Origin of the sequence: Lelliottia nimipressuralis, assembly GCF_004402045.1 — a bacterium.
GTDB lineage: Bacteria > Pseudomonadota > Gammaproteobacteria > Enterobacterales > Enterobacteriaceae > Enterobacter > Enterobacter chinensis.
The window spans coordinates 1-22,077 of the sequence record NZ_SOMG01000009.1; the positions used below are offsets into that span (position 1 = coordinate 1).

At 56.5% G+C, this 22,077-nt stretch carries 18 protein-coding genes; 5 read left to right on the forward strand and 13 right to left on the reverse strand.

Annotation, left to right across the window (positions count from 1 at the left end; all coding sequences use genetic code 11):
• Nucleotides 1–132: 132 nt before the first annotated feature.
• Complete coding sequence (trmJ, locus tag E3U32_RS03065) at nucleotides 133–858, reverse strand: tRNA (cytosine(32)/uridine(32)-2'-O)-methyltransferase TrmJ (RefSeq protein ID WP_134347595.1); 726 nt, start codon at nucleotides 856–858, stop codon at nucleotides 133–135.
• Between the two features lie 131 nt (nucleotides 859–989).
• On the opposite strand from trmJ, the gene suhB reads away from it, so the two are divergent.
• Entirely contained in the window at nucleotides 990–1,793 is an 804-nt protein-coding gene (gene suhB / locus E3U32_RS03070; RefSeq protein ID WP_003860668.1) for an inositol-1-monophosphatase, read from the forward strand.
• A gap of 40 nt (nucleotides 1,794–1,833) precedes the next feature.
• On the opposite strand, the gene E3U32_RS03075 is transcribed toward suhB, so the two are convergent.
• Both E3U32_RS03075 and E3U32_RS03080 read right to left on the reverse strand, forming a co-directional pair.
• On the reverse strand, nucleotides 1,834–2,814 hold the full coding sequence (locus E3U32_RS03075; protein WP_134347596.1) for a nickel/cobalt transporter: 981 nt from the start codon (nucleotides 2,812–2,814) through the stop codon (nucleotides 1,834–1,836).
• Nucleotides 2,805–3,443, reverse strand: coding sequence for a DUF1007 family protein (locus E3U32_RS03080; RefSeq protein WP_134347597.1), 639 nt, complete (start codon nucleotides 3,441–3,443; stop codon nucleotides 2,805–2,807). Before E3U32_RS03080 ends, E3U32_RS03075 begins: the two co-directional genes overlap by 10 nt.
• A 125-nt stretch (nucleotides 3,444–3,568) precedes the next feature.
• On the opposite strand from E3U32_RS03080, the gene csiE reads away from it, so the two are divergent.
• Nucleotides 3,569–4,846 (forward strand): stationary phase inducible protein CsiE, encoded by a 1,278-nt coding sequence (gene csiE, locus E3U32_RS03085; protein WP_134347598.1) that lies wholly within the window; start codon nucleotides 3,569–3,571, stop codon nucleotides 4,844–4,846.
• Here the strand turns inward: csiE and E3U32_RS03090 are convergent.
• A complete protein-coding gene (locus E3U32_RS03090; RefSeq protein ID WP_134347599.1) occupies nucleotides 4,841–5,986 on the reverse strand; it encodes a 3-phenylpropionate MFS transporter in 1,146 nt (381 codons plus the stop codon). The genes csiE and E3U32_RS03090 overlap by 6 nt on opposite strands.
• Before the next feature lie 173 nt (nucleotides 5,987–6,159).
• Between E3U32_RS03090 and E3U32_RS03095 the strand changes: the two genes are divergently transcribed.
• Nucleotides 6,160–6,582, forward strand: a complete 423-nt coding sequence (locus E3U32_RS03095; RefSeq protein ID WP_023333046.1) for a DoxX family protein — start codon at nucleotides 6,160–6,162, stop codon at nucleotides 6,580–6,582.
• Between the two features lie 54 nt (nucleotides 6,583–6,636).
• Here E3U32_RS03095 and glyA read toward each other — a convergent pair whose 3' ends face one another.
• Nucleotides 6,637–7,890: a serine hydroxymethyltransferase gene (gene glyA / locus E3U32_RS03100; protein WP_008502165.1), complete on the reverse strand. Its 1,254-nt coding sequence runs from the start codon at nucleotides 7,888–7,890 to the stop codon at nucleotides 6,637–6,639.
• Nucleotides 7,891–8,194: 304 nt separating this feature from the next.
• Between glyA and hmpA the strand changes: the two genes are divergently transcribed.
• Complete coding sequence (hmpA, locus tag E3U32_RS03105) at nucleotides 8,195–9,385, forward strand: NO-inducible flavohemoprotein (RefSeq protein ID WP_134347600.1); 1,191 nt, start codon at nucleotides 8,195–8,197, stop codon at nucleotides 9,383–9,385.
• Nucleotides 9,386–9,468: 83 nt separating this feature from the next.
• On the opposite strand, the gene glnB is transcribed toward hmpA, so the two are convergent.
• From glnB to purL, 5 genes are all read right to left on the reverse strand, one after another.
• A complete protein-coding gene (gene glnB / locus E3U32_RS03110) occupies nucleotides 9,469–9,807 on the reverse strand; it encodes a nitrogen regulatory protein P-II (protein ID WP_003860685.1) in 339 nt (112 codons plus the stop codon).
• Nucleotides 9,808–9,887: 80 nt separating this feature from the next.
• Complete coding sequence (glrR, locus tag E3U32_RS03115) at nucleotides 9,888–11,225, reverse strand: two-component system response regulator GlrR (protein ID WP_047346771.1); 1,338 nt, start codon at nucleotides 11,223–11,225, stop codon at nucleotides 9,888–9,890.
• The gene (gene qseG, locus E3U32_RS03120) at nucleotides 11,212–11,949 is read right to left on the reverse strand and encodes a two-component system QseEF-associated lipoprotein QseG (protein WP_134347601.1); all 738 of its coding nucleotides are present in this window, start codon (nucleotides 11,947–11,949) and stop codon (nucleotides 11,212–11,214) included. The genes glrR and qseG overlap by 14 nt, the downstream gene beginning before the upstream one ends.
• 4 nt (nucleotides 11,950–11,953) lie before the next feature.
• A complete protein-coding gene (qseE, locus tag E3U32_RS03125; protein ID WP_134347602.1) occupies nucleotides 11,954–13,378 on the reverse strand; it encodes a two component system sensor histidine kinase QseE/GlrK in 1,425 nt (474 codons plus the stop codon).
• Between the two features lie 532 nt (nucleotides 13,379–13,910).
• A complete protein-coding gene (purL, locus tag E3U32_RS03130) occupies nucleotides 13,911–17,798 on the reverse strand; it encodes a phosphoribosylformylglycinamidine synthase (RefSeq protein WP_134347603.1) in 3,888 nt (1,295 codons plus the stop codon).
• A 267-nt stretch (nucleotides 17,799–18,065) separates the two neighbouring features.
• Between purL and mltF the strand changes: the two genes are divergently transcribed.
• On the forward strand, nucleotides 18,066–19,616 hold the full coding sequence (mltF, locus tag E3U32_RS03140) for a membrane-bound lytic murein transglycosylase MltF (protein WP_134347605.1): 1,551 nt from the start codon (nucleotides 18,066–18,068) through the stop codon (nucleotides 19,614–19,616).
• Here the strand turns inward: mltF and tadA are convergent.
• Genes tadA through E3U32_RS03155 form a run of 3 tightly spaced genes read right to left on the reverse strand, consistent with a single transcriptional unit; the run spans nucleotide 19,504 to nucleotide 22,068 of the window.
• The gene (gene tadA / locus E3U32_RS03145; RefSeq protein ID WP_134347606.1) at nucleotides 19,504–20,043 is read right to left on the reverse strand and encodes a tRNA adenosine(34) deaminase TadA; all 540 of its coding nucleotides are present in this window, start codon (nucleotides 20,041–20,043) and stop codon (nucleotides 19,504–19,506) included. The two genes, mltF and tadA, sit on opposite strands and share 113 nt — an antisense overlap.
• 24 nt (nucleotides 20,044–20,067) lie before the next feature.
• Nucleotides 20,068–20,703 carry a phosphatidylglycerophosphatase C gene (gene yfhb, locus E3U32_RS03150; RefSeq protein WP_134347607.1) on the reverse strand — a complete coding sequence of 212 codons (636 nt, stop codon included), beginning with the start codon at nucleotides 20,701–20,703 and terminating at the stop codon, nucleotides 20,068–20,070.
• Between the two features lie 3 nt (nucleotides 20,704–20,706).
• Complete coding sequence (locus tag E3U32_RS03155) at nucleotides 20,707–22,068, reverse strand: PTS transporter subunit EIIC (RefSeq protein ID WP_134347608.1); 1,362 nt, start codon at nucleotides 22,066–22,068, stop codon at nucleotides 20,707–20,709.
• Nucleotides 22,069–22,077 lie beyond the last annotated feature (9 nt).

Sequence of the window (22,077 nt, forward strand, 5' to 3'; positions counted from 1 at the left end):
TACTAATATGTTTATTTTTTTTTTTTTTTTTTTTTTTTTGGGTTTTTTTTTGGGGGGGGGGGCGCCCCCCCCCCCCCCAGTTTTTTTTCCCCGGGGGCCCCCCCCCCCCCCCCACCCGGCGAACAGACGACACTACTCTTTATTCTTCTGCTCAATCGACGCCAGAATCCCGCGCAGGATATTCAGCTCCTGGCTTTCAGGGCGCGCACGGGTGAACATGCGACGCAGCTTGTTCATCACCTGACCTGGATGGCCTTCACGGATAAAGCCGGTTGAGAGCAACGTCTGCTCCAGGTGGCCATAAAAGCGCTCCAGATCGTCTACCAGCGGGTAGGCCGTCTCTTCTTTATGTTCTACCTCTTTCTCCTGCGTCGCCAGCCAGGCCATACGCACTTCATAGGCGATTACCTGCACCGCCATCGCCAGGTTCAGGGAACTGTATTCCGGGTTCGCCGCTATGGCGACGTGGTAGTGGCATTTCTGCAGTTCGTCGTTGGTCAGGCCAACGCGCTCGCGGCCGAATACCAGCGCAACCGGTGCCTGTTCAGCCTCAGAAACACTTTTCAGGCCACATTCACGCGGGTCCAGCATTGGCCACGGCAGCGTACGCGAGCGCGCGCTGGTCCCCACCACCAGGCTGCAACCGGCCAGGGCTTCGTCAAGGGTATCAACGATCTGCGCATTGCCGATCACGTCACTGGCACCGGCCGCCAGAGCAATAGCCTGCGAGTCGGGTTTTACCAGCGGGTTAACCAGCCACAGGTTCGTTAAGCCCATGGTTTTCATAGCGCGGGCAACGGAGCCCATGTTGCCAGTGTGCGATGTTTCGACCAGCACGATTCGAATGTTTTGCAGCATAATTTTTAATGTCTGAATTCAGTGTCTGAAGAATATTCCGGCATATTATCATAAACGGGAGACATAATCCGATCCCGCTGCTATACTCTGCGCCGATTTTCCTGTTCTTTAACATCCAGTGAGAGAGACCGATGCATCCGATGCTGACCATCGCCGTGCGCGCAGCGCGCAAGGCGGGTAATGTAATTGCCAAACACTACGAAACGCCAGACTCCGTAGAAACCAGCCAGAAAGGCAGCAATGATTTCGTGACTAACGTCGATAAAGCCGCAGAAGCGATTATTATCGAAACAATCCGCAAATCTTACCCGCAGCACACCATCATCACCGAAGAAAGCGGTGAACATGAAGGTACCGATCAGGATGTTCAATGGGTTATCGATCCACTGGATGGCACCACCAACTTCGTAAAACGCCTGCCACACTTCTCTGTGTCTATCGCAGTACGCATTAAAGGCCGTACTGAAGTCGCCGTTGTTTACGATCCAATGCGTAACGAACTGTTCACCGCTACCCGCGGTCAGGGCGCACAGCTGAACGGCTACCGTCTGCGCTGCAGCAACGCACGCGATCTGGACGGCACCATCCTGGCGACCGGTTTCCCGTTCAAGGCGAAACAGCACGCGACCACCTATATGAATATCCTGGGCAAACTGTTTACCGAATGTGCGGACTTCCGTCGTACCGGTTCTGCGGCGCTGGATCTGGCCTACGTGGCAACCGGCCGCGTTGATGGCTACTTCGAACTGTCACTGAAGCCATGGGATTTTGCGGCGGGCGAGCTGATCGCGCGTGAAGCAGGTGCGATCGTATGCGATTTCACCGGCGGCCATAACTACATGTCTACCGGCAACATCGTTGCAGGTAACCCACGCGTTGTTAAAGCCATGCTGGCAAACATGCGTGATGAACTGAGCGATGCGCTGAAGCGCTAATGCCGAAAATTCCCTCTCCCTGTGGGAGAGGGGATCCCAACTAAAACGGCCGCAATCCCCTTCCTGGCGGCACCGCACTCATCCACATCGTCACCGCCGCCACCAGCAAAATCAAGCCCCCCGCCAGCGCAAGCGTTGTCCAGCCAACCTGCCGCCATAGCACCGGCGTTTTATTGCCGCTGAGTTTGACCGCCAGCTGACGGAAGCTGTGAACCAGCAGAGCCAGAGACGAAATCGTCAATGACGTTCCTGCCGCCATCGCCAGCGCAGACAGCATTCCCCAGCCGAACACGCCAATCACCTTACTGAACAGCAGCACCATGATTGCTCCCGAGCACGGGCGCATGCCCATCGAAAGCACAATCATCAGCCGCGCGCGCCAGTCATCGCCACTCTGTAATTGTTCCTGCGTGGGCAGATGCTGATGCCCGCAGCCGCAGTTTTCATCATGCACGTGGTGCGGCATGAAGGTTTTAAATTTCGGTTTTTGCAGCAGCACGCGCAGTTTTTTCAGCGCCCGCCAGCAGAGGATAAGCCCCAGCACGCCCACCAGTGCATAACTCCCCTTCTCCAGCCAGAAGCTGCTCATATGCAGCTGGCGCGCGGGAAGCTGTAACAGCGAAAGGACAACCACGACCAGCCCGATAGCCACGCCCCCCTGAAGCAGCGAAGAGGCCAGCGTCAGGCCGATACTCGATTTCAGCTTCGACGGATGTGTGGCGAGCCAGGTCGTGATGACGATTTTGCCGTGCCCCGGCCCCAGCGCGTGCAGAACGCCATAGATAAAACTGAACGCCAGCAGGGAACCGCCCGCTTTAGACGGGTTATCCGCTACCGCTTTGAGTAACCCGCTCATCTGCTGGTTGACCTCACGCTGCCAGACAATGCTTTTCATCATCACCTGCGGCCAGGCCTGCCACAGCCACAGCGCGCCGCAAACGGCCAGCAGTAAAAAGAGCGCCAGCGGCCAGAGATGCAGCCAGCGGCGCGGCTTTCGAACGGACGAGGCGATCACTGACATTGTAACGTTACCTCCTGCGCGAACTGTTTACCCAACTCCATATCCTCAGGCGGTGCATCTTCCTTGTCGAGAGAGACCGCAAAGTTCAGCGTCTCTTCGCTTGGCTTCGGCGTATGCACCGCGAGCTTGCAGGTTTTTTGCAGGACAGTCGGCAGCTGCACGTCACTCTTCTGTGCATAACGCATATCAACGTAGTAGGTGGGATCGAACGTGGAAAAGGTGTATGTCTGCCCTGCCAGCGGCTGCGGATGCGCCAGGGGAAGCACAAACGTCAGCACCGCCTGATGCCCGTCCCGCGTCATGCCGTATTCCGTGGGACGGTTCAGAAATTTGACCTTTTGTCCGTTATGCCAGAACTCAGTAAAGTAGTGCTGGCCGAGCACGTTGGCCATCACTTCCGCCGCCAGCTTTTTCCAGATTTCATCACCGGGCTTCGCGTTCCCCGCATCATAGAGCAGGTCAGCCGAGGTGATTTCATCCATCGTCCAGCGCATTTTCAGTCCGCTCAGCTGCGTGCCGTCGGTGACCAGCTCGGTTTTGAGGGCAATAAAACTGTGAGGGTGTGCGCTGGCAGTGAAACCGATCGCCGCCAAAAATAACGCCATCGCACTTTGTTTAACTGTTTGCATCAATTCCTCACGTCAAAAATTCTGTGATGTTCCCCAGCAATCCTGAGTGAAAGGCCTGCCGACGCGCTTTTCAGCGCCCATCCTTTAGCTATTCTTATCAAACATTCACACTGGATACCCGACAGATGATGCCGACGCTTGAAATTCCATCTGTGCTTTCCAGTTCGCAGCGCCGCTGCCAGGTGCTTTTAATGCTTTACCTGCCCGATGCTGCCGTCACCGCACAGAGCATAATCGCTGCCAACGGCGTGGACGACGCGATGGCACGGCAAGATATAGCCGAGACGCGCGATGAAATCCAGCGCTATCACCGGCTGGATATCGTCACGCACCACGACGGCTGCTACCGGATTGAAGGCACAGCCCTGAATCAGCGTTTATGCCTGCTGCACTGGCTGCGCCGGGCACTGCGGCTTTGTCCGCAATTTGTCTCACACCAGTTTACCCCGGCATTAAAAACCGCGCTTAAACAACACGGCATTGCGCGGCCGCTTTACGACGATGCAAACCTGCGAGCGTTGATCAACTTCTGCTCGCGCAAGCTCCAGCGCCAGTTTGAATGCCGCGACGTCCAGTTTTTACAGCTCTATTTGCAATACTGCCTTATTCAGCACCAACTGGGGAATACCCCGCAGTTTTCCCACACTCAGCGCAGCTGGACCCAGTCGAGAGGGGAGTATTTTACAGCGCAGGAGATCGTCCGGCACTGGAAACGGCGCGTCCCGCAGGGTGCTCACGGCGATGAACAACTGTTTCTGGCGCTCCTGTTTATGATGCTCCGCACGCCCGATCCGGTGCTCGATAAACACCAGCAGGACCAACGTTTGCGCCGGGCCATCGTGCGCATGGTGGCGCGTTTTCGCTCGCAGACCGGGATGAACTTCAGCGATGAGCAAGGGCTGACCGATCAGCTGTATATTCATCTTGCTCAGGCGCTGGACCGCTCGCTGTTTGAGATCGGCATCGACAATAGCCTGCCGGAGGAGATCCATCGCCTCTATCCCCGACTGTTACGTACAACAAAGGAAGCGCTGTTCGAGCTGGAAGCGGAATTTGGGCTGCGTTTTTCCGATGAAGAGATGAGCCTTGTCGCGGTCATTTTCGGTGCCTGGCTGATGCAGGAGACCGATCTGCACGAAAAACAGGTGATCCTGCTGACGGGAGACGATAAAGCCTGTGAGGATCTGATTGAACAGCAGCTTCGCGAGCTGACGCTGCTGCCGCTCAATATTCGCTATCTGACGCTGCAGGCTTTCCAGAAAGAGGGGGCACCGCGCGAGGCCGCGCTGGTTATCACCCCCTACCCTACAGTCCTGCCGCTGTTCTCGCCGCCGTTGATTCATGCCGTTGAGACATTAAACGCGCAGCAGCAAGAACATATTCGCGCCATGCTGGAATCATAGCGACGGGCGAGCGGCCACTTTAGGGCGAACAACGATTGCAGGTAAGGCAACCAGTGCCATTACCCAGAAGACACCATGCCCCAGATGCTGGTAGAGGAACCCCGCAAAGACCGTCATGATCGCAATACTGCCCCCCATTGCGACCGCCGAATACACCGCCTGCAGACGAATAACGTCCCCACCTTCGCGCGCAGCGATATAGCGCATCGCCGCCAGATGACACACGGTAAACGTGCCGCAGTGAAGAATTTGCGCCACAATCAGCCACGGCAGATCGGTCGTCCAGCCCATAATGCCCCAGCGCGCCACGCCGCACACGGCGGAAAGCAGCAGCAGGTCACGCGCGCCAAAGCGACGGAACAGCTTTTTGCTCAGAGCGAATATAACGACTTCGGCCACTACCCCCAGCGACCACAGGTAGCCGACGGCAGAAGCAGAATATCCCGCACCCTGCCAGTAGATGGCGCTGAACCCATAGTACGCCGCGTGTGCCCCCTGAAGCAGACAAACACACGCCAGAAAACGCCAGCTTTGTGCGACCAGGCTCCGCCAGGCGGGCCAGCCTGCGCTCTCCTGATGGCGGCTTTCTCCTTGCGGCATTACTGACGGCCGCAGCAGCATGCCCAACAGCATAGAGGTTATGCCGATGCTCAACAGGGCAAGAATGGCGCGGTAATCGTAAAGGCTAACCAGTTTACCCACCAACGCAGAGCCAATCACAAACGCAATGGAGCCCCACAGGCGCACGCGACCGTAGTCCATGGTGATCTGCTTTTGCCAGGTGTTCGCCAGGGCATCCGTCAGCGGCACCAGCGGTGAGAAGAACAGGTTAAAGCCAACCATTATCACCATCAGCCAGGCAAACTGATTGCTGACCCAGAAGCAGGCCACAAAGACCAGCGTCAGCAGCGCAAGAATACGCACAGCCTTGATCAGTAAGGAGGGATCGCTGACGCGCGGGGCAATCAGCAGGCTGCCGAGGAAACGCGCCACCAGCCCGGCCCCCAGCAGGACACCGATGGTCTCAGGAGTCAGGCCGATACCCTTGAGCCAGACGCTCCAGAAGGGCAGAAAAATACCGTAGCTAAAGAAATAGGTGAAATAACTGAGCGCCAGCCAGCGCGTGGAATGCAAGACCATGAATCCCTCCCGAAATCGAGGCCATAGTCTGGCGAGAATATAAAAATTAAGCAAGTCGATAGCCTGCTATAAATTAACGAAAAATTAACATCTTGTGCAGTCGCCTGGCTTATGGCAGGGAATGAAAATATGTATTACGTTTAAATTACTCCACTTGCAGAGGTTTTTCTGCCATGAACTCACTACGTTATTTCGATTTCGGTCAGTCACGTCACCTGCTGCTGTTGATTGGCCGCATCGCGCTTGTCGTGCTGTTTATTATCTTTGGTTATCCAAAACTGACGGGGTTTAGCGGCACCGTACAATATATGACCTCGCTGGGCACGCCGATGCCCATGCTGGCGGCCATTATTGCGGTGGTGATGGAAGTGCCTGCCGCCATCCTGATCGTACTGGGCTTTTTCACCCGCCCTCTCGCGGTACTGTTTGTGTTTTACACGCTGGGCACCGCGGTAATTGGTCATCACTACTGGGATATGACCGGTGATGCGGTTGTGCCGAATATGATTAACTTCTACAAGAATATCAGTATTGCGGGCGCTTTTATTTTACTGGCCATCGTCGGTCCCGGTGCCATTTCCCTGGACCGGCGTTAAGCCATAAAAAAAGGCCGCAAGCGCGGCCTTTTTTATTTCTGCACAGCAGAGGAATTATGCGTATACCGGGAAGCGTGCGCAGATATCCAGAACTTTACCTTTAACGCGCTCAATAACTGCTTCGTCATTGATGTTGTCCAGAACGTCACACATCCAGCCTGCCAGTTCTTTCACTTCCGCTTCTTTAAAGCCGCGGCGAGTCACAGCCGGAGAACCGATACGGATACCGGAAGTCACAAACGGGCTCTTCGGATCGTTTGGCACGCTGTTTTTGTTCACGGTGATGTTGGCGCGGCCCAGGGCTGCGTCAGCTTCTTTACCGGTCAGGTTTTTATCAACCAGATCCAGCAGGAACAGGTGGTTTTCAGTACCGCCAGACACCACTTTGTAGCCACGGTTCAGGAACACTTCCACCATCGCTTTGGCGTTCTTAGCAACCTGCTGCTGGTAAACTTTGAACTCTGGCTCCATCGCTTCTTTCAGTGCTACCGCTTTTGCCGCGATAACGTGCATCAGAGGGCCGCCCTGCGCGCTTGGGAACACAGCGGAGTTCAGTTTTTTGTAGAGCTCTTCATCACCGCCTTTCGCCAGGATCAGGCCACCGCGTGGACCCGCCAGGGTTTTGTGAGTGGTGGTGGTCACAACGTGAGCATGTGGAACCGGGTTCGGGTAAACGCCTGCGGCAATCAGACCGGCAACGTGCGCCATGTCGACGAACAGGTAAGCGCCGATGCTGTCTGCGATTTCACGCATTTTTGCCCAGTCAACGATACCGGAATAAGCAGAGAAACCACCGATGATCATCTTCGGCTTGTGCTCTTTGGCCTGCTTAGCCATGTCTTCGTAATCAATTTTACCGGACTCATCAATACCGTAAGGGATGATGTTGTACAGTTTACCGGAGAAGTTAACCGGGGAGCCGTGAGTCAGGTGGCCGCCCTGCGCCAGGTTCATACCCAGAACGGTATCGCCCGGTTGCAGCAGCGCAGTGTAGACCGCGAAGTTAGCCTGAGAGCCAGAGTGTGGCTGGACGTTCGCGTAGTCAGCGCCAAAGAGTTCTTTCGCACGGTCGATAGCGAGCTGCTCAACGATATCAACGTACTCGCAACCGCCGTAATAGCGTTTGCCTGGGTAACCTTCAGCATATTTGTTGGTCAGCTGAGAACCCTGCGCCTGCATAACGCGCGGGCTGGTGTAGTTTTCGGAGGCGATCAGTTCGATGTGCTCTTCCTGACGTACTTTTTCCTGCTCCATAGCCTGCCACAGTTCGGCATCATAATCGGCAATGTTCATTTCACGCTTTAACATCCGCATCTCCTGACTCAGCTAACAAGTAAATTTTGGCCTGAAAAGGCAGTCCTGTTGGACGACGGGCAACAGTATAACTGATTAGTTCTGTGATAACAGGTCTTGACAAACGATTTTACGCAAACGTTTTCCTTCGCGCCACGCAAGGGTTTGAGGAATAAAGCCCTCGCCATTTTCAGCGGATTTCTTTTCAGGTTTGTGATGCATATTTTTCATCTTGCAAAGAACCATTTACAACGCAGGGGTATTTTTTATAAGATGCATTTAAAATACATCATTAAAGTCACATCAGAAGGAAGCTGCTATGCTCGACGCTCAAACCATTGCTACCGTTAAAGCCACCATTCCCCTGCTGGTGGAAACCGGTCCTAAACTGACCGCCCATTTCTACGATCGCATGTTCACGCATAACCCTGAACTCAAAGAAATTTTCAACATGAGCAACCAGCGTAACGGCGATCAGCGCGAAGCCCTGTTCAACGCCATCGCGGCCTACGCCAGCAATATAGAGAACCTGGCTGCGCTGCTGCCCGCGGTGGAAAAAATTGCCCAGAAACATACCAGCTTCCAGATCAAACCCGAGCAGTACAACATTGTGGGCGGTCACCTGCTGGCAACGCTGGACGAAATGTTCAGCCCGGGTCAGGAGGTTCTGGACGCATGGGGCAAAGCCTACGGCGTGCTGGCAAACGTATTTATCAACCGTGAAGCACAGATCTACAGCGAAAACGCCGGCAAGAAAGGTGGCTGGGAAGGAACCCGCGCGTTCCGCATCGTTGAGAAAACGCCGCGCAGCGCATTGATCACCAGCTTCGAATTTGAGCCGGTGGACGGTCAGCCAGTGGCCGATTATCAGCCAGGGCAGTATCTGGGCGTGTGGCTCAAACCTGAAGGTTTCCCACACCAGGAAATCCGCCAGTATTCCCTCACCCGCAAGCCAAACGGAAAAGGCTATCGCATTGCGGTGAAGCGCGAGGACGGCGGTCAGGTATCCACCTGGCTGCACAACGAGGCTAACGTAGGTGACGTGGTCCATCTGGCCGCACCTGCCGGCGACTTCTTTATGACCGTTGAAACGACTACGCCAGTCACGCTGATCTCCGCAGGTGTGGGTCAAACGCCAATGCTGGCGATGCTGGATACGCTTGCGGCATCACAGCACAGCGCCCAGGTAAACTGGTTCCACGCCGCCGAGAACGGTGATGTCCATGCCTTCGCTGATGAAGTCAACGCGCTGGCGGCAGAACTGCCACGCTTTACCGCACATACCTGGTATCGCCTGCCGACGGAAGCCGACCGCGCCGCCGCTCGCTTTGACAGCGAAGGGCTGATGGATTTAAGCAAACATGAAGGGGCGTTCAGCGCGCCGGATATGCAGTTCTACGTCTGTGGGCCAGTGGCGTTTATGCAGTATGCCGCGAAGCAGCTGGTGGAGCTGGGCGTGGATAAAGACAACATTCACTACGAATGTTTCGGGCCTCATAAGGTGCTGTAACGCAAAAAGCCCCTCAAACGAGGGGCTTTTTTTTTGCCGGGTGGCGGCTGCGCCTTACCCGGCCTACAAAACCGTTGGCAATGTTAAATCGCGGCGTCGTCTTCTTCGCCGGTACGGATACGGATCACGCGCGCCACGTCAAAGACGAAGATTTTCCCGTCGCCAATTTTGCCCGTCTGCGCGGTACGAATGATGGTATCCACGCAGGTATCCACGATATCATCGCTGACCACGATTTCAATTTTCACTTTCGGCAGAAAGTCGACCATGTACTCCGCGCCACGGTAAAGCTCGGTGTGGCCCTTCTGACGACCAAAACCTTTCACTTCCGTTACTGTCATCCCGGTGATGCCGACTTCCGCCAGCGCTTCACGCACGTCATCCAGTTTGAAAGGTTTAATAATCGCATCAATCTTTTTCATGGTGGGTCCTTAAACGCTTGCCTGTAAGCTGCCTCGTAATCGATTGCTCACAGTATCATATTCAATCGAATTTTGCGGTACTACTCTTTAAAATCGTTGGCTTCAAGCTCATGACGCGACAGCAGCTTGTAGAACTCGGTGCGGTTGCGTCCGGCCATGCGCGCCGCATGGGTCACGTTGCCTTTGGTTATCTGCAATAGCTTACGCAGATAGTTAAGCTCGAACTGATTCCGCGCTTCGGCAAACGTCGGCAGCGCCGTGTTTTCCCCTTCCAGCGCCTGCTCCACCAGCGCGTCGCTGATAACCGGTGAGGAGGTCAGCGCCACGCACTGCTCAATCACGTTGACCAGCTGACGCACGTTACCCGGCCAGCTTGCGGTCATCAGCCGTTTCATCGCATCAGTGGAAAACGCACGCACGAACGGTTTATGACGATCGGCCGCCTGGCGCAAAAGATGGTTCGCCAGCAGCGGAATGTCTTCCGCGCGTTCGGCCAGCGCCGGGATCTTCAGGTTCACGACGTTCAGACGGTAGTAGAGATCTTCGCGAAACTCGTTGCGGGCCATCACTTTTGGCAGATCGCGGTGCGTTGCCGAAATAATACGCACGTTAATATCAATGTCGCGATTGCTGCCCAGCGGGCGGACTTTTCGCTCCTGCAACACGCGCAGCAGTTTGACCTGCAGCGGAGCAGGCATGTCACCAATCTCGTCCAGGAAAAGTGTGCCACCTTCTGCGGCCTGGAACAGCCCTTCCCGGCTGCTTACCGCTCCGGTAAATGCGCCGCGGGCATGCCCAAACAGTTCAGATTCGAGCAGCTGTTCCGGCAGCGCGCCGCAGTTGATCGCAATAAAGGCGTTTTTGCTGCGTGGGCTCGCGTTGTGAATAGCCTGCGCCAGGATCTCTTTCCCGGTTCCGCTCTGACCGTTGATGAGCACGCTAACGTCCGACTGTGCCACCATCCGGGCCTGTTCGAGCAAACGCAGCATAATGGGGCTGCGGGTGACGATAGACTCCCGCCACGCTTCATCACCCGCCGGGGCGGCATGTTCCAGCGCGCTGTCGATAGCTTTATAAAGCGCATCTTTGTCCACCGGCTTGGTCAGAAAGCTGAACACCCCCTGCTGCGTCGCCGCAACCGCATCCGGGATCGAACCGTGCGCCGTCAGGATAATCACGGGCATTCCCGGCTGCTGCTTCTGGATCTCCGCGAACAGCTGCAGGCCGTCCATTTCGTCCATCCGCAGGTCGCTTATCACCAGATCGATTTTCTCGCGGCTGAGGATCTTCAGCCCTTCCAGCCCGCTTTCAGCGGTTACGACGCTGTAGCCTTCACTCACCAGACGCATCCCCAGCAGCTTTAACAGCCCGGGATCGTCATCCACCAGTAAGAGATGGGCAGGTTTACGGCTCGTCATGCTTCACATCCTCTTGTTTCGGCGTATCGCTGTCCGGTGCAGCGGATGAACTCCCCGGCTGATATTTACGCGACGAGAGCTGTCTTTCGATATCGGTCAGGTTTTCCAGCTTACGCGTCGTAGTATCCAGCTGCGTACGCAAATGCTGTTGCTGTTGACGCAGCGTATCAAGCTCGCTGTCGGTGGCCTGTTGCAGCTTGCTGTAGCGGGAGCGTTCTTCAGACAGCTGAAGCTGTAACGTCTGCCCATCGCGCCAGAGCTGGTAGACCGGGCGTACCTGTACCGGAAGATTGACCACAAACGTGTCCAGTCGGGTCACATTGGCGCGGCGTTCAATGGGGGTTATTTTTGCATCTGCCAGTAAAATGCCGCGCTTGAAAGCGTCCTGCCAGGTGTCGTCATCCAGCATCGCCGCTTTCGAGCGGGCGTCTACTGGCGCAAGACGCTGGGCGCAGTCTATTCCACGCAGCCAGAACAGCGGGTTGCTTTCGACATCATGGCCTGACAGGTTCCAGATATCGTCACAGCGGGTTGAGAGGAAATCTGCCAGCTGATTATCGGGCCATTTATCTTCTTGTTTACCGCTGATCGCACTTTGCGGCACATGGGAAACGCAGCCTGCCAGAAATAAACAGGGCAGACCCAGGCGAAGCGTGTTGCTGGAAAACACCGCGCGTACGGCGCGGAAAAAGACGTGTGACATACTCACCAGACATAGATTCATTTTATTAATTTTTCCGGCTCAGGGGCAGTTCAATACGGAAGCAAACGTCGGCACGGTCGTCCGTGGCAATGTTTAGCTCGCCCTGCATGCGTCGTATACAGTCCCGGGCGATGCTTAAGCCAAGACCGCTTCCTTTAACCGCGCCTTTCCGCTGATGACTTCCCTGGAAAAAAGGTTCGAAGATCATGGTTTTTTCGTCATCGGGGATCGGGGTGCCGGTGTTTGCGACGTCAATAAACACCCGTGAACCATTCGTATAACTTCGGATATAAATGTTACCGGATTCAGTACCATAGTGCACCGCATTGGAGTAAAGATTATCCAGAACGCTCATCAGCAGCATGGGTTCAGCCAGGCACGCTGGCGCATTCAGTTCTACACCGGTATGCATCATTTTAGCTCTTGCCGGCAAGCTATGGGCGGAGATCACCATATCCACCAGCGGTTCAATCTCGACGTCCTCCAGTACAACCGCCCCGTCAGCCAGCTTGCGGTTGTAATCCAGCAGTTGCTCAATCAGCTTTTGCAGATTGCGGCTGCTGTTATCCAGGATCTCGACGATTTCTTTCTGTTCTGACGTAAGGGGCCCTGCCACTTCGTCCGCCAGCAGCTCCGTCCCTTCACGCATGCTGGCCAGCGGCGTTTTGAGCTCATGAGAGATATGGCGCAGAAACTGATGGCGCTGAGATTCAAGCCACGCCAGGCGCTCGGACAGCCAGATAATGCGCTGGCCGACGGAGCGTAACTCACGCGGACCTTTAAAGGCGACCGTATCGCCGAGCGATTTCCCCTCCCCCAGGCGGTTGATCATACGCTGGATGCCCTTCACCGGGCCGATGATCATGCGGGTAAAGAGCAGGACCAGCCCAAGACTCACCAGGAACAGCACCAGCGCCTGCCAGCCGAAGAACTGGCCGCGCTCGGCAATCTCCTGCTGGAGCTGCTGGCCGCGAGAGAAAATCACCGTGCGCGTTGACTGCACCATTTCGGTGTTAGCGCTGGCAAAGGCTTCAAGCCGCGCGGCGGCGGCAGCATCCGGCCCGCTATTGTGGCACTGCAGCTGCGCAAGGTCGTTCAAATCCTGACGTAACGCCTGATAGAGTTTGTCGTCAGGCAATACCCCCGCGTGAGCGTCCAGCATTTCGCTGTAGCGTTTACGCTGACTCTGATAAACCTTTTCCAGCGTCCGATCGTCAAGCACGCAATACTGGCGATAGCTTCGCTCCATCTCCAGCGCGGCGTTGGTCATCGCTTCACTGCGCCTGGCATCAATGAGCGTCGTGCGGTTGGTCAAAGCTGCCTGAGCACTCAGAGCGTTCAGACTTTGCCACGCCTGCCAGGCAAGGATCAGTAACGGCAGCAGGATCAGCAGGAAGGCCATCATGACGAGCTGTCGCAGGGAGCGGGGAAAAACGGGCCAGCGTTTCAACGCATTACTCTCTTAATGGGGGTTTACGCAGAGCGTAACTGAGTCTGCCCTTCAGATACAACAAAGCCGGGTAAAAACCCGGCTTTGTCATGGAATGAGGCGGTGCCTAACTCGACGTTTCGCCCTGGCCTGATAAAGCATCGCTATGATCAGTAGTTGGACGGCAGGCACCTTTTTGTGCGTCATTCGAAGTTTATGTAGCGCGTCCCGAAGGGGCTGACATAAGAAGGTGAATGAGCCACTGGTTAATATTATGCAACACCCGTGCCATAATGCAAAACAAAAAATCAACACATTGATATATATGGTTTTTACTCATTTAACCCGTTAATTATCGGTTGAATGATTTCCAGGCTAAGTGTCGCTATTAAGCAACACCTTAACGCGAACCTTTACTGCCATATAAAAATCAATGGGTTAAATGTCTCCTTTTGGAGACATTTAACCCAGAGGGTTGTCGCGATTTTGCGACAGATACAAAAAAGCCCGGTGGCGCTCGCGCTTACCGGGCCTACAGTGACTGCGCTAAAACTTAACCCAACTGTTTACGCGCGTTGCGGAAGATACGCATCCACGGGCTGTCCTCGCCCCAGTTTTCCGGGTGCCAGGAGTTGCTCACGGTACGGAAGACGCGCTCCGGGTGAGGCATCATGATGGTCGCACGGCCGCTTTCGCTGGTCACCGCCGTAATACCGTTGGCGGAACCGTTCGGGTTAGCCGGGTAGGTTTCGGTGACCTTGCCGAAGTTATCGACAAAGCGCAGCGCCACCAGACCTTTGCTCTCAAGCTGAGCCAGATGCGCGGCATCACGCACTTCTATCTGGCCTTCACCGTGGGAAACGGCAATTGGCATCTGTGAACCGACCATACCCTGCAGCAGCAGAGACGGGCTTTGGGTCACTTCGACCAGGCTGAAGCGCGCTTCGAAGCGGTCAGACTGGTTACGCACAAAGCGCGGCCAGGCTTCACTGCCCGGGATCAGCTCACGCAGGTTAGACATCATCTGACAGCCGTTACACACGCCCAGCGCCAGCGTTTGCGGACGGTGGAAGAAGGATTCGAACTCGTCACGCACGCGGCTGTTGAACAGAATGGACTTCGCCCAGCCTTCACCCGCGCCCAGCACGTCGCCGTAAGAGAAGCCGCCGCACGCCACCAGCGCCTGGAAATCTTCCAGACCGGTGCGGCCCGCCAGCAGGTCGCTCATATGAACGTCGATAGCATCAAAGCCTGCGCGGTGGAAAGCAGCCGCCATCTCAACGTGGGAGTTGACGCCCTGCTCGCGCAGCACGGCCACTTTTGGACGCGCACCCGTCGCAATGTACGGCGCGGCGATGTCTTCGTTGATGTCGAAGGAGAGCTTCACGTTCAGGCCAGGATCCTGGTCATTCGCCTTCGCGTTATGCTCCTGATCGGCACATTCCGGGTTATCACGCAGGCGCTGCATCTGCCAGGTGGTTTCCGCCCACCACATACGCAGCGTGGTGCGGCTCTCGCTGAACACGGCGTGACCGTCTGCTTCAATGACGAAGCGGTCGCCCTGAACGGCTTTACCCAGATAGTGCACGCAATCTGCCAGACCGTGCTTCGCAAGGATGGCTTCAACCGCATCGCGATCTGCCGCACGAACCTGAATCACTGCGCCCAGCTCTTCGTTGAACAGTGCCGCCAGACGGTCTTCGCCCAGCGTAGCGATGTTAGCTTCAACGCCACAGTGGCCGGTGAAGGCCATCTCTGCCAGAGTCACCAGCAGGCCACCGTCGGAACGGTCGTGGTAGGCCAGCAGCTTACGCTGCGCCACCAGCGCCTGAATCGCGTCGTAGAAGCCTTTTAACTGCGCCACGTCACGCACGTCGGCCGGTTTATCACCCAGCTGACGGTAAACCTGTGCCAGCGCGGTTGCGCCCAGCGCATTCTCACCGCGCCCCAGATCAATCAGCAGCAGGGCGTTGTCTTCGGTCGCAAGCTGCGGCGTAACGGTATGACGCACGTCTTCCACGCGGGCAAACGCGGTGATCACCAGCGACAGCGGAGAGGTCATCTCACGCTGCTCGCTGCCTTCCTGCCAGCGGGTTTTCATCGACATAGAGTCTTTGCCCACCGGAATGGTCAGGCCGAGAGCAGGACACAGTTCCTCGCCCACCGCTTTCACGGCTTCATACAGGCCAGCATCTTCGCCAGGGTGACCGGCTGCAGCCATCCAGTTCGCGGAAAGTTTGATACGTTTGATATCGCCAATCTGCGTCGCGGCGATGTTGGTCAGCGCTTCACCGACCGCCAGACGGGCAGAGGCAGCGAAGTCCAGCAGCGCCACAGGGGTGCGTTCGCCCAGGGACATCGCTTCGCCGTAGTAGCTGTCGAGGCTAGCGGTGGTCACGGCGCAGTTCGCCACCGGGATCTGCCACGGGCCAACCATCTGGTCACGCGATACCATACCGGTCACGGTGCGGTCGCCGATGGTCACCAGGAAGGTTTTCTCAGCGACAGCAGGCAGGTGCAGCACGCGATTGACCGCTTCCGCCACGGTGATGCCCTGGCGATCCAGCGCTTTGCCTGCCGCTTTACGGGTCTGTACGTCGCGGGTCATCTTCGGCGTCTTACCGAGCAGAACGTCGAGCGGCAGATCGATCGGCTGGTTGTCGAAATGGGTGTCGCTTAAGGACAGGTGTTTCTCTTCGGTCGCTTCACCGATGACGGCATACGGCGCACGCTCGCGGCGGCACAGCTCGTCAAACAGCGGCAGCTGATCCGCGGCAACCGCCAGTACATAACGTTCCTGGGATTCGTTACACCAGATTTCCAGCGGGCTCATGCCTGGCTCATCGCTCAGGATATCGCGCAGGTTGAAACGGCCACCGCGACCGCCGTCGCTGACCAGCTCCGGCATGGCGTTAGACAGACCGCCCGCGCCGACGTCATGGATAAAGAGGATCGGGTTCGCTTCACCCAGCTGCCAGCAACGGTCGATCACTTCCTGGCAGCGACGTTCCATTTCCGGGTTATCGCGCTGAACGGACGCAAAGTCGAGATCCGCATCAGACTGGCCTGAGGCCATAGAAGACGCAGCCCCGCCGCCCAGACCGATGTTCATTGCCGGGCCGCCCAGTACGATCAGCTTCGCGCCAACGACGATCTCGCCTTTCTGCACGTGATCGGCGCGAATGTTGCCGATCCCGCCCGCCAGCATGATCGGTTTGTGATAGCCGCGCAGCTCTTCGCCGTTGTGGCTGTCCACTTTCTCTTCATAGGTACGGAAGTAACCGTTCAGCGCCGGGCGACCAAATTCGTTGTTGAATGCCGCGCCGCCCAGTGGGCCGTCTGTCATGATATCCAGCGCGGTCACAATGCGTTCTGGCTTGCCGAAATCTTCTTCCCACGGCTGCTCGAAGCCCGGGATACGCAGGTTGGAGACGGAGAAACCGACCAGACCTGCTTTTGGTTTAGCACCACGACCGGTCGCACCTTCATCACGGATTTCACCGCCGGAGCCGGTCGCCGCACCCGGCCACGGGGAGATGGCCGTCGGGTGGTTATGGGTTTCGACTTTCATCAGGATATGCGCAGGTTCCTGATGGAAATCATAGCGCCCTGCTTCGCGATCGGCGAAGAAGCGGCCCACCTCGGAACCTTCCATCACCGCGGCGTTGTCTTTGTAAGCAGACAGCACGTGGTCAGGGGTTTTCTCCATGGTGTTTTTAATCATTTTGAACAGCGATTTTGGCTGCTGTTCGCCGTCGATGACCCAGTCGGCATTGAAAATCTTATGGCGGCAGTGCTCAGAGTTTGCCTGCGCGAACATGTAGAGCTCAATGTCGTTCGGGTTACGGTTCAGCTTAACAAACGCATCCTGCAGGTAGTCGATTTCGTCTTCTGCCAGTGCCAGACCAAGACGCAGGTTAGCGTCAATCAGCGCCTGACGGCCCTGCCCCAGCAGGTCCACGCTCTGTACCGGCGCAGGCTGGTGGTGGGAGAAAAGCTTCTGCGCGTCATCGAGAGAGGCAAACACACTCTCCATCATGCGATCGTGCAGTTCAGCCGCAACCGCCTGCCACTGTGCTTCGCTCAGGGTAGAGGCTTCCACGTAGTAAGCCACGCCGCGTTCCAGACGGTTAATCTGGCTCAGGCCACAGTTGTGGGCGATATCGGTGGCTTTGGAAGACCAGGGGGAGATGGTGCCCGGACGAGGCGTCGCAAGGATCAGTTTGCCGGTTGGCGTATGGCTGCTCAGGCTTGGGCCATACTTGAGCAGGCGTTCCAGCTGTACGCGCTCCTCTGCATTCAGGGGGGCATTCAGGTCAGCAAAATGGACATACTCAGCGTAAATATTGCTTACCGGAAGGTCGGCCGCCTGAAAACGTGCCAGCAGTTTAGTGATACGGAAGGCAGACAGTGCAGGCGAACCACGCAGAATTTCCATCATAAGTCTCTCGTCTTCGAAGCGCCGGGGCGCTTACAGTGTGCGCAAGGGGGGAAAACGGGCGTCATTATAAAGAATCCTGAGCGTCGACGAAACCGTTTGCGTCGAAATAAAATCTGCACAGACGTTTAACAATAGATGTGACCTGTATCTCTAATTGGTTGCCAAGTGACGCAAGTTTACGCAAAATGCCGCTCATTCAATGGCAAACCTTATTGTTAACATGGCTACAGCAGACTGAGGCAACCGGCGTCGCAGAGAATTAACTAATTGAAAAAATTAAAGATTAATTATCTGCTCATCGGCATTGTAACGTTGCTGCTGGCAGTGGCCCTCTGGCCTTCCATCCCCTGGTTCGGCAAAGCCGAAAACCGCATCGCCGCCATTCAGGAGCGGGGGGAATTGCGCGTCAGTACCCTCAACTCCCCGCTGATTTACAGCGACATCAACGGCAAAATCATTGGTCTGGATTATGAACTGGCGCAACAGTTCGCCGATTATCTTGGCGTGAAGCTTAAAATCACCGTCCGCCAGAATATAAACCAGCTGTTTGATGACCTTGATAACGACGATGCCGATATGCTGGCCGCCGGGCTGGTCTATAACAGCGAGCGCAGCAAGAACTACCAGCCAGGCCCGACCTACTACTCCGTTTCACAGCAGCTGGTTTACCGCGTCGGGAGCTTGCGCCCGCGCTCGCTGGCGTCAATTAACGATCAACAGTTGACCATTGCCCCCGGCCATGTGGTGATTGACGATCTGCGTGAGCTCAAGGAGAAGAAATATCCGGACCTGAGCTGGAAGGTGGATACGAAACTCGGCACGACGGAGCTGCTGGAGCAGGTTAAAGATCAGAAAGTGCCCTACACCATCGCCGATTCGGTCGCGATCAGCCTGTTCCAGCGCGTGCATCCTGAAATCGCCGTGGCGCTGGACGTCACCGACGAGCAGCCCGTGACCTGGTTTACCCAGCTCGACGACGATCAGACCCTCTCTGCCGCAATGCTCGATTTCTTCAACACCATCAATGAAGACGGTACCCTGGCACGTCTCGAGGAGAAGTACCTCGGCCACGGTGATGACTTTGACTACGTTGACACCCGCAGCTTCCTGCGCGCGGTAGACAGCGTTCTGCCGGACCTGCAGCCGTTGTTCGAAAAATACGCACAGGAGATTGACTGGAAACTGCTGGCGGCTATCTCCTACCAGGAATCCCACTGGGATACTCAGGCCACCTCTCCCACGGGCGTACGTGGTTTGATGATGTTAACCAAAAATACCGCGCTGAGCCTGGGCGTGAATGACCGTACCGATGCAGAACAGAGCATCAGCGGCGGCGCGCGCTACCTGCAGGATATGATGGCCAAAGTACCGGAAACAGTGCCGGAAGAAGAGCGGATCTGGTTCGCCCTGGCGGCCTACAATATGGGCTACGCGCATATGCTTGATGCGCGAGCGCTGACGGCGAAAACGAAAGGTAACCCGGACAGCTGGTCAGACGTAAAACAGCGCCTGCCGCTGCTGAGCCAGAAGCCATGGTATAACAAGCTGACATACGGCTATGCGCGCGGCCATGAAGCCTACGCTTACGTGGAAAATATCCGTAAATATCAGATTAGCCTGGTCGGGTATCTGCTGGAGAAAGAGAAAGAGGCGACTGAAGCAAAACAGCTGGCTCAAAGTTACCCGGTCGTAGCACCGGACGAACTTAATCGTCCGACAGCTTCAATTCTGCCTTTTGCTGCTTTTTCTGCTGACGGCGCATTCGAAAGAAATCGCTTAATAGCCCCGAACACTCTGGTGCAAGCACCCCACCGATAGTCTTCACCTGGTGGTTCATCCCAGGATGACCCAGCACGTCCATCAGTGAACCGGCCGCACCGGTTTTTTCATCCCGCGCCCCGAAGACCAACGTACCGATTCGGCTGTGCACCATCGCGCCGGAACACATCACGCACGGCTCCAGCGTCACATACAGCGTGGTATCAAGCAGGCGATAGTTTTGCAGCACCAGTCCCCCCTGACGAAGCGCCATGATTTCGGCGTGAGCGGTAGGGTCGTGGCGGCCAATGGGACGGTTCCACCCTTCGCCAATCACCTGATTATTGTGGACCAGCACGGCGCCCACGGGCACTTCGCCTTCGTCCCAGGCGCGCTGAGCGAGCGTAAGCGCATGGCGCATCCAGTATTCATGTGAGAATTCAGGGTTGGACAACGGTTGATACTCCAGTCTAAAAGCGGGCGGCATTATACACAGCCCCTATAGATAAGACTATTCGAGTTGCTGTAGTTTGCCTTCGGGCGTGACGCGCCAGCGATGCTGGCAAAAATAGAGCAGCGGGTTGTCCTGTTTGCTGTCGCTGTAGCCGCTGTACAGGCGCAGCGGTGTACCGATGCGTTTCTCCAGTTGCACCACTTTTTCATGCCCAAGGCAGCGCATAGTCAGAACCCAACCGCCGTAACCGCGGGCAATTTGCGTGGCGATAAGATTCACGCGCGGAAGCCAGGGGGTATCAAAATAGACTTGCTCCACCAGCGTCTGCGGCGAGCCGGTAATCAGCCAGATGTCGGCATCGTTGGCGTCGAGGTAGCCGGTGAGGCGCGCCTGCACCACCGGAAAGGCGGCGACGTGGCCGCGAAACCAGTGCGCAAAATCCTGTTCAAGCTGTTTGAGCCGCGCTTCGCTGTGTCCAAACGTGCATCCCCAAAGCAGCAGACTCATCGGCCATCGCGCCGCACGGCCTTTCACCAGCAGCGAGATACCGATCGCCGGTAAGAGAGGTAGTACGAGCAGCGCATTCAAAGGCTGACGCCGCAGCAGGTAACGCATAAACGTACCAAACATATCCTGCTGATGCAGCGTTCCATCGAGGTCGAAAAAGACAACGCGACGCGCGTGATTTGCCAAACCTTACTCCTCTGGGTCGTTGAATCCTAACAGCCAGGTAAACAGGAACCCGGCGATCACCGCCACTAAATAGCCTAACAGATAGAGCATCACTTTTCCGGTCACGATGGTTAATGCCAGCGGTAAACCGGAAAGACCAAAAGTAATTACGGTAGCGACTTTCCAGTAGCTGATCAGCGCTCCGCCGACCGCACCGCCCAGACACGCCGCGAGGAACGGTTTACCCAGCGGCAGCGTAACGCCGAAAATCAGCGGCTCGCCAATGCCGAGCAGCCCGACCGGGAGCGCGCCTTTAATCACTTTTTTCAGGCGCGCGTTGCGGGTTTTCATCAGTACGGCAATCGCCGCGCCGACCTGCCCCACGCCCGCCATCGACAGGATAGGCAGCAGCGCGTTATAGCCATGCGACTGCACCAGCTCGACGTGGATCGGCACCAGTCCCTGGTGAAGGCCGGTCAGCACCAGCGGCAGGAAGGTGCCTGACAGCACCGCCCCCACTAACAGGCCGCCGCGGTCAATAGCCAGAGACGCACCGTGAGCAATGGCTTCAGAGATCCACCCGCCTAACGGCTGAAGGGCCACAATCGCTACGGTACCGGTAATTAACGTGGTCAACAGCGGGTTGAGAATCAGCTCGATCGAGCCGGGCAGAACCGCGCGAAGCCTTTTCTCGATCCAGCACATCAGAATGACCACCAGCAGCACCGCAATCACCCCGCCGCGGCCCGGCTGAAGTGCCTCACCAAACAGCGTTATCTGCGCCAGCTGCGGGCTGGACAAGATCCCCGCCATTACCCCGCCCATGGCCAGCGATCCGCCAAACACCTTTGCGGTATTCACCCCGACCAGAATGTTCATGATGGCAAACACCGCGCTGCCGAAGATCCCAAGGATACCCAACAGGTTCGGATACTGCGTGGCAAAATCCCCCACGATATCCGGCCGCTTGAGGATATTGATGATCCCGGTGATCAAACCTGAGGCAATAAACGCCGGGATCAGCGGAATAAAGACGTTTGCCAGCTGGCGCAGCGCATCGCTCATGGGGGCTTTGTATTTGGCCTTCGCCTGCGCTTTGGTACGTTCAGCATCGTCAATCGACACGCTCGCTTCGCCACCCATCAACGCACGCATGGCATCGACAACCTGCGCCGCTTTCCCCGGCCCGACAATCAGCTGATGCTGTTGCCCCTGTTTCACATAGCCGCTGACGCCGGAAAGTTGCTTCAGACGCGGCACGTCAAGGTGGTCGTCGCTATGCACCTCGACGCGCACGCGCGTCATGCAGTTTTCGAGACGCTGAATATTTTTTTCCCCACCAATCCCCTGCAGGATTTCGCTGGCGAGCGCTGCTGTTTTGTCCATACACGCCTC